At 41.7% G+C, this 8916-nt stretch carries 8 protein-coding genes; 7 read left to right on the plus strand and 1 reads right to left on the minus strand.

Features of this window, described 5'->3' with window-relative positions; translation table 11 throughout:
* The first annotated feature begins 64 nt into the window (after positions 1-64).
* Positions 65-1012 carry a DMT family transporter gene (locus PAT01_RS12185; RefSeq protein WP_055254837.1) on the plus strand — a complete coding sequence of 316 codons (948 nt, stop codon included), beginning with the start codon at positions 65-67 and terminating at the stop codon, positions 1010-1012.
* Between the two features lie 34 nt (positions 1013-1046).
* Here the strand turns inward: PAT01_RS12185 and fldB are convergent, their stop codons facing one another.
* Positions 1047-1568 (minus strand): flavodoxin FldB, encoded by a 522-nt coding sequence (gene fldB / locus PAT01_RS12190; protein WP_004588002.1) that lies wholly within the window; start codon positions 1566-1568, stop codon positions 1047-1049.
* Between the two features lie 106 nt (positions 1569-1674).
* Between fldB and xerD the strand changes: the two genes are divergently transcribed.
* The 6 genes from xerD to PAT01_RS12220 all read left to right on the plus strand — a co-directional run bounded on the left by xerD (position 1675) and on the right by PAT01_RS12220 (position 8788).
* On the plus strand, positions 1675-2601 hold the full coding sequence (gene xerD, locus PAT01_RS12195) for a site-specific tyrosine recombinase XerD (RefSeq protein ID WP_055254835.1): 927 nt from the start codon (positions 1675-1677) through the stop codon (positions 2599-2601).
* A gap of 60 nt (positions 2602-2661) precedes the next feature.
* Positions 2662-3390 carry a bifunctional protein-disulfide isomerase/oxidoreductase DsbC gene (gene dsbC / locus PAT01_RS12200; RefSeq protein ID WP_154945558.1) on the plus strand — a complete coding sequence of 243 codons (729 nt, stop codon included), beginning with the start codon at positions 2662-2664 and terminating at the stop codon, positions 3388-3390.
* Positions 3391-3682: 292 nt separating this feature from the next.
* Positions 3683-5404 (plus strand): single-stranded-DNA-specific exonuclease RecJ, encoded by a 1722-nt coding sequence (gene recJ / locus PAT01_RS12205; protein ID WP_154945559.1) that lies wholly within the window; start codon positions 3683-3685, stop codon positions 5402-5404.
* A gap of 144 nt (positions 5405-5548) precedes the next feature.
* A protein-coding gene (gene prfB, locus PAT01_RS12210) for a peptide chain release factor 2 (protein WP_096041210.1) occupies positions 5549-6647 on the plus strand; the annotation gives its coding sequence in 2 pieces (ribosomal slippage) (positions 5549-5623 and positions 5625-6647; 1098 coding nt in all).
* 26 nt (positions 6648-6673) lie between these two features.
* Positions 6674-8209: a lysine--tRNA ligase gene (lysS, locus tag PAT01_RS12215; RefSeq protein ID WP_096739134.1), complete on the plus strand. Its 1536-nt coding sequence runs from the start codon at positions 6674-6676 to the stop codon at positions 8207-8209.
* A gap of 396 nt (positions 8210-8605) precedes the next feature.
* Entirely contained in the window at positions 8606-8788 is a 183-nt protein-coding gene (locus PAT01_RS12220; protein WP_024031585.1) for a hypothetical protein, read from the plus strand.
* Positions 8789-8916: the final 128 nt, after the last annotated feature.

Below are 8916 nucleotides of genomic sequence, written 5' to 3' on the forward strand. Positions count from 1 at the left end.
ATTAAAAAAATTAAGCCTTTAATTTTGCTTTTTACATTCATTTTTTATTCAAAGGATAACTGCGGTGACGTTAAATTTTCGTGCTAGTGTGTTTATGCTGCTCTCTACATTTACCTTGGCGTTAAATAGCTTTATAGCCAAGTTACTTACCGATTACTTTAGCACCAGCGAAGTGGTTTTTTTACGGGTGTTTTTACCCGCGATTATTATGCTGGCATTGGCGGCAGGTATTAAATGGCAGCTACCTAATAAATCAGCATGGCGAACCTTTGCTATTCGCGCAATTTTTATAGTGCTGTGCCAAAACTGCTTTTTAGTGGCGCTAAATACTTTAACGCTGGTGGAAGCGGTTATTTTATTTAGCACTGGGCCATTATTTATACCGCTAATAGAACGGGTGCTTTTTAAAACTAAATTAAATTGGTTATTGTTACCTACAATGGCGCTGATGTTTGCGGGTGTGATTATTCAAAATATTCATAGCGACGGCATACAATGGCGCTGGAGCTTATTAATTGGCTTAGGGGCTGGGATTTTTAATGCCTGCTCGCAAATCACCTTGTTTCGAGCCAGTAAAATTAAGCTTCCGATGATGGTTATTAACGGTTGGAGTTTTACACTGGCTGCTATTTTTATGGTGCCAGTGTTAATGTTTACCAGCGAAGGTGAGCGCTTTTACCAAGGTTTTGCAATCGATATAAGCAATTACAGTTTATTACTGATGGTGGCATTAATTGGGTTTTCGACCGCTGCAACGCAGTTTTTTAGAGGAAAGGCGTACCGATTAGCCAGTTCTAACTCGCAGTTAGCACCACTTATTTATTCTAACTTATTATTTGCGTTGTTATTTCAGCTAATTTTTTACGATACAACATTAAGTTTATCGCAAGTAATAGGCTCAGCGCTTATTGTACTGGCATGTATTATTAATACCTTTGCGCCTAATTGGCTATTGCAAAGGAAAGCAAAAATACGTGAAAAAAAGTGCGCTAAAAAACTTAGTTATTTGTAATGCGTTGGCCTAAACATGGTTTAGGCCAAACTCGTTATAGCGTTTCGCTATACTCTGTCATTATTTGTTCAACCCAACTGGCTATGCGCTCATCGCTTAGCTCGTATTGGCTGTCTTCATCAAGCGCTAGGCCAACAAAGTGTTTGCCATCGGGGGTAAGTGCTTTTGACGCTTCAAACTCGTAGTTTTCATCGTTTGGCCAAAAACCAAGTTGCGTAAACGACTGGGTATTTATTTCATCGTGAAGCATACCAAGGGCGTCTTGAAACCATTGTCCGTAACCTTGTTGGTCGCCCATGCCAAATAAAGCAATGGTTTTACCATTTAGGTTTACATCTTTAATGTCGTCCCACTTAGACTCCCAGTCTTCTTGTATTTCTCCAAAATCCCATGTTGAAATACCAAAGATGATAAAGTCGTACTGCTCTGCATTTTTAAGTGGTTCGTCTTTAATATTGTGTAAGGTCACTACATCGGCGCCAATAAGGTCGCGAATTTTTTCTGCTGCCATCTCTGTGTAGCATGTAGTAGAGCCAAAAAATAAACCAATCTGCATCGTATTTATCACTGTGTAATTGCCTGTTATGATAGGGCGCAGTTTACCGTAAGGTATTTTTAATTGATACCTTCTACCGTGGGTATTACCAACATGAGATCACAACGTGACAACGCTACCTGACGATTTACCTGAACCAAATACCGAGCTAAACAGCAACAGCGACTTTTTAGAAACCTTTTTAGATAGCTTGTACTTAGAGCAAGGTGTAAGCGAAAACACCCTTAGCGCGTATCGCAGTGACCTAGATAAGTTTTGTCAGTTTTTAAAAGGCGAAAGCTTAATGACGGTAACCAGCTTAGATATAGAAAGCTACCTAGCGTATCGCGTAGATTTAGGGTTGAAACCACGTAGCACGGCACGCAGCATAAGTGCGTTAAAGCGGTTTTATCAGTATTTTGTACGTGAAAAACGTATCGCAAGCTCACCGCTTGAAAACATTGCGCAACCAAAAGCGGGTCAATCGTTACCTAAAACGCTCTCAGAAGCCGAGGTAGAGGCATTATTAAGTGCGCCCAATATTGAAGAACCAATGGGGCTGCGCGATAAAGCCATGCTAGAGCTACTTTATGCTACGGGCTTGCGTGTAACCGAGCTTGTAGGGCTGCGTATGGAGCAAATTAACTTGCGCCAGTCGGTTGTGTTTGTAAAAGGTAAGGGCAACAAAGAGCGCTTAGTACCTTTAGGCGAAGAAGCCATGTACTGGCTTGAGCAGTTTTTAAAAGGGGGGCGTGCACAAATGATAAAACACGCCACCGATTTTGTGTTTCCTTCAAAACGCGGTGTAGGTATGACCCGACAAACCTTTTGGCATCGTATTAAACACTATGCTATTTTGGCGTCTATTGAGTCAGATTTATCGCCGCATACATTGCGTCATGCCTTTGCAACACATTTACTTAATCATGGTGCCGACTTAAGAGTGGTGCAGATGATGTTAGGGCACAGCGACTTATCGACTACACAAATTTATACCCATGTTGCCAATGAGCGATTAAAATCGGTACACTCAGAGCATCATCCGCGCGCGTAATATGAAATTTAATATCAGCTTAGCGGTCAATTTAGTACGTATTATTAGATAGAGAAAATTATGAAAAAATTAATGTTAGCAGGTGCAATGTTGTGCACAAGTATTAGTGCATTTGCAAATGGCGTAGCCACAACGCCAGATGCTAATGATCCTATTGTTACTAAATTTGCCACGTTAGGTGTAACAGTTAAGCAAATAAACCCAAGCCCCGTTGCCGGTTTAAAAGAGCTTATTACAAATAAAGGTGTACTTTACGCCAGCCCAGACGGCCAGTTTTTAATGCAAGGCACGCTAATTGATTTAAACAACCGCAGCAACTTAACCGAGCAAGCGTTAAATGATGTACGTGTTGAAGGTATTAAAGAATACCAAGATTCAATGATTGTTTATAAAGCGCCTAACGAAAAACACCAAATTACGGTATTTACCGATATTAGCTGTGGCTATTGTCGTAAATTACACCGCGAACTAGACGACTTGCTTGATGCAGGCATTACTGTTCGTTATTTAGCGTTTCCGCGTGGTGGACTGCAAGGTTCGGGCTACGCCGATTTAATGAATGTATGGTGTGCACGCGACCAACAAGAAGCACTAACAGAAGCTAAATCAGGCGAAGACACTAAAGTAGTTGCCGGTTGTAGCGCACCAGTAGCTGAGCATTACCAGCTAGGCCAAAGCTTTGGTATTAGCGGTACGCCAGCCATTATTTTAGAAGACGGTACAATGATCCCAGGCTACCAGCCAGCCGCCGCATTAAGTGCAGCGCTTGAGGCGAACAAAGCAGGTTAATTAAAAATCTGAGTACCTGTTTAATACCAATCCGCGATAATACTTAATCATTTTGCGGGGCTAAACGTGTTTTACCGGCGTTAAAAAAACTTATTTACGACTGCATGGATGCAGAAGATAGAGCAATGCAGGAGCAATTGCCGAGAACAACTAAATAGCGAATTTATTGCCTAGCTATCAACACGTTTTTTCAGCCTCAAAATAGATCACTTAATTAAGCGAATTGGTTTAAAAAGGCCTTTATGGCCTTTTTTTGTCTTTTTATTATGAACACCATAAGTTAAAAACCAGCATGAAAAAACTGATCATTGCGCGCGAAAATGTAGACGATTCTTACCTGCCAAGCGATCTGCACCCTGTTATTAAGCAAATTTATGCCACGCGTAACGTGCAAAATGCACACGAGCTAAATAATAGTGCAGCCACGCTAATCGACTTTAAACTGTTTAAAGACATCGACAAAGCCACCGAGCTATTAATTGATGCGCTGAATACGCAAAGCCGCATTTTAATTGTTGGCGACTTCGATGCCGATGGCGCAACCAGTACAGCCACCTTAATGCAAGGCTTGGCAATGTTTGGCTTTAATAACTTAGACTACCTTGTACCGGATAGATTTAGCTTAGGTTATGGTTTAAGCCCAGCGCTTGCTGAGCAAATTGTTGATATAAAACCAGAGCTGGTTATTACGGTAGATAACGGTATTTCGTGTATTGCAGGCATAGACATACTAAAAAAAGTGGGCATTAAAGTACTGGTTACTGATCACCACTTGCAAGGGGAACAGCTCCCTAATGCCGATGCAATTGTTAACCCAAACCGTCATGATTGCCGTTTTCCTTCAAAATCAATTGCGGGTGTCGGCGTAGCCTTTTACTTGCTTATAGCCCTTAGAAGCACGTTACGAGAGCAAGGTTATTTTGAACGCCATGCTATGCCAAATTTAGCCGACTTGCTTGATATAGTTGCCCTAGGCACCGTGGCCGATGTAGTTGCGCTTGATGCAAATAACCGCACTTTAGTACATCAAGGGTTAGCGCGTATTCGCAGCGGTAAAACACGCCCAGGTATTACTGCGCTTATTGAAGTGGCTAATCGTAATGCCGCGCGTTTAAGCGCCAGTGACTTTGGTTTTTCGTTGGCCCCGCGTTTAAACGCCGCAGGGCGACTAGATGACATGAGTTTGGGTATAGCGTGCTTATTAAGTACCGATATAAACCAAGCAAGGCGGATTGCCAGCGAGTTAGATAGCTTAAACCATGCACGGCGCGAAATAGAGCAGGGTATGCAAGCCGAGGCGCAAGCTGTGCTTGATAGGCTCGCGTTTAGTGATGACACCATTCCCGATGCCATTTGTTTATACCAAGAAGATTGGCACCAAGGTGTTATTGGTATTTTGACGGGTCGCTTAAAAGAAAAATACCACCGCCCAACCGTTATTTTTGCCGGTGGCGAAAACGGTGAAATAAAAGGCTCGTGCCGCTCTATTGAAGGGCTACACATGCGCGATTTACTCGAAGGGCTAAATACAGCCGACCCGCACTTAATTAATAAATTTGGCGGCCATGCCATGGCGGCAGGGTTAAGTATTGATGAGCAAAATTTTAATGACTTTAAAAACGCGTTTGATGCAGCTGTAAGCGCGCAGTTAAGCGAAGAAAGTAAACGCTGCATTGTATTTACCGATGGCGAGCTGCCAAACGAGTGCTTTACAATGGACTTTGCTCAGCTATTAAAGCAATCAGGCCCATGGGGGCAGCAATTTCCTGAGCCGGTATTTGAGCACACCTTTGAAGTTATTCAGCAGCGTATAGTAGGCGAAAAACACTTAAAGCTGGTGCTTAAACATCAATCTGGGCGCTTAGTTGACGCCATTGCATTTGGAATAGATGTAAAAGCATGGCCCGACACCGAGGCCCATTATGTCAAAGTGGCGTACCAGCTCGACATAAACGAATTTAGAGGCAAGTTTAGCCTGCAATTAATTGTTCGCGAGCTTGAAAAAGTGCATTAAAAAATATGCACAATGCATGCATAAAAGGCTAATAAAGCGCGCGGTTTTTTGTTAAAATCGGGCGTTTTTATCATTTGACGATAATTTATTGCGTTTAGTGCTAATTTTAGCGCGCAATAATCTAGCCATTTTGGAGTAATGTACATGTTTGAAGTGAATCCTGTGATTAATCAAATCAAGGAAATTCGCGAACGTACTGAACTGCTTCGGGGGTACCTTTGACTACGCTCACAAACAAGAGCGCCTAGAAGAAGTAAACGCCGAACTTGAAGATTCAGCCGTATGGAATGAACCTGAGCGCGCACAAGCACTTGGTCGTGAAAAATCAGCCTTAGAAGCCGTTGTTGAAACAATCGACAACTTGGTAGCGGGTGCTGACGACGTAGAAGGTTTATTAGAGCTTGCAGTAGAAGCAGAAGACGAAGACACGTTTGTTGAAGCGCAAACTGAACTTGAAGGCTTAAATAAACAGCTTGAGGGTTTAGAGTTTCGCCGTATGTTTTCGGGCTCTCACGATGCAAACGATGCTTACCTTGATTTACAGTCTGGGTCTGGCGGTACTGAAGCACAAGACTGGTGTAACATGTTATTACGCATGTATTTACGCTGGGGCGAAGCTAAAGGCTTTAAAGTTGAGCTAGTAGAAGCAACCGATGGCGATGTAGCCGGTATTAAAGGTGCAACAGTGCGCTTTGTAGGCGAATACGCATATGGTTGGCTGCGCACAGAAACAGGTGTACACCGTTTAGTCCGTAAAAGCCCATTTGATTCAAGTGGTCGTCGTCATACCTCGTTTGCCTCTGCCTTTGTTTACCCAGAAGTAGATGACAATATTGAAATTGATATTAATCCGGCTGACTTACGTATAGACGTTTACCGTGCATCGGGCGCGGGTGGTCAGCACGTTAATACCACCGAATCGGCAGTACGTATTACTCACGTACCTACCAACACGGTTGTTCAGTGTCAAAACGAGCGTTCACAACACAAAAATAAAGCCCAAGCAATGAAGCAGTTAAAAGCAAAATTATTTGAGCTTGAACTTCAGCAGCAAAATGCTGAAAAGCAATCGCAAGAAGACGCAAAGTCGGATATTGGCTGGGGAAGCCAAATTCGTTCTTACGTACTTGATGATGCACGTATTAAAGATTTACGAACTGGCGTTGAAAACCGTAATACGCAATCGGTACTTGACGGCAACCTAGACAAATTTATTGAAGCCAGCCTAAAATCTGGCCTATAACCACCAAGCTAAAAAAGAGCTAAAAAATGACTGATCAAATCCAAGACGAAAATAAGTTAATCGCTGAGCGTCGCGGCAAATTAGACGCTATTCGCGAAAATTGCCCAGCCAACGGTCATCCTAATCAGTTCCGTCGTGAACATTACACGGCTGATTTACAGGCTGAGTTTGGTGATAAGAGTAAAGAAGAATTAGTAGAGCTTAAGCACGTTGTATCAATTGCTGGCCGTATTTTAGCTAAGCGTGGTCCTTTTATGGCCATTCAAGACATGAAAGGCCGTGTACAAGCTTACGCATCTAAAGATGTGCAAAAAGACTTAAAAGCAAAATATGGCCAACTAGATATTGGCGATATTATTGGTGTTAAAGGTGCGCTTAATAAATCAGGTAAAGGCGATTTATACGTAGAAATGACCGAGTACGAACTACTTACTAAATCACTACGCCCATTACCAGAGAAGTTTCATGGTTTATCAGATCAAGAAACTAAGTACCGTCAACGTTATGTTGATTTAATTACTAACGAAGCAACGCGCGAAACATTCCGCATTCGCTCACAAGTAGTTGAAGGTATTCGCCGCTTTTTAGCAGAGCGCGACTTTATGGAAGTAGAAACGCCAATGCTACAGGTTATTCCTGGCGGTGCGTCTGCGCGTCCATTTGTGACTCACCATAACGCACTTGATATAGACATGTACTTACGTATAGCGCCTGAGCTTTACCTTAAGCGTTTAGTAGTAGGTGGTTTTGACCGCGTATTTGAAATTAACCGTAACTTCCGTAACGAAGGGTTATCAACGCGTCACAACCCAGAATTCACTATGATTGAATTTTACCAAGCATACGCTGATTACATCGACCTGATGAACATTACCGAAGACATGCTACGTACAGTTGCAACAAACGTTTTAGGTAGCCCAATTGTAGTTAATACCACTAAAGATGAAAACGGCGAAGTTATCGACTCAGTAGAGTACGACTTTGGCAAACCGTTTGAGCGCCTAAGCATGGCTGATGCTATCTTAAAATATAACCCTGAGTTTGATGCTGCGGTATTTAATGACCCAGAAAACCACTTTGAAGAATTAAAAGCGTACGCTAAACAAGTGCACGTTAAAATTCCTGAAAATTGTGTATGGGGCCCAGGTAAGTTTTTATGTGAAATATTTGAAGAGACGGCTGAGCATATGCTTATCCAACCTACATTTATTACAGGCTACCCGTGGGAAGTATCGCCACTTGCGCGCCGTAACGACGAAAACCCATTTGTTACCGACCGCTTTGAGTTTTTTGTTGGCGGACGTGAGCTTGCAAATGGCTTCTCGGAGCTTAACGATGCACAAGATCAAGCAGAGCGCTTTACTCGCCAAGTTGAAGAAAAAGACGCCGGCGATGATGAAGCAATGCATTACGATGAAGACTACATACGCGCACTAGAGTACGGCTTACCACCTACTGCCGGTGAAGGTATTGGTATTGACCGCTTAGTAATGTTATTTACTGATTCACCAACCATTAAAGATGTTATTTTGTTCCCGCATATGCGCCCACAAGCTGACTAAGCTTTAACAAAATAAATGTGATAAACGCCGCTGAATTTTAGCGGCGTTTTTGTGTGAGTATAAAAATAAGCGCCAATGCAGAAAAAGTTGGAGAGTAAATTGCTTTATAAAAACAGACGAAAGAGAGGATAAGATTGTTCGCTTTTTAATTAATTAGTACTAAGCTAAATTTTAAAGCTAGTTATTAGTACTTATTAATAGTTAATTCAGATTGGGTTATTTAATGTAGCCTTGTTTTAAATAACCTTAATAACAGTGCTATAACGTAATTTTATGACTGTTTTTTAAACATTATGTTGTATTTATGTAAAAAACTTAGCTAAAATACGCCAAAATTTTGAGCTGGGTAAAAATAGCACTCTAAATATGAATTCTCAAATGGACTTAGAATATAATATGAAAGACAACCGAGTTGAAGAATCGCCAGAAACTGACACCACAGAGCAAAAGCGACAAGCTTATTACCGAGCCTGTATTGCTGAGTTTCAGCAATTAGGTTACCAAGAGCAATATTTAGCGCAGCTCAAAGATGATTTAGTGCCTTTAATGGGCGTTAACCCACAAGACAAAAACATTTAAATCGTTTACTTTTCAAACCAATTATACAATTAAAGCTGACTTATGTGCGTTCTGTAACCAGATAGTCATTTTTGGCATAAAAGTGTTTGACATATTTTCTGAAATCTTTATTATACGCCCCACAAGAC

The organism is Pseudoalteromonas atlantica, from assembly GCA_007988745.1.
GTDB lineage: Bacteria > Pseudomonadota > Gammaproteobacteria > Enterobacterales > Alteromonadaceae > Pseudoalteromonas > Pseudoalteromonas atlantica.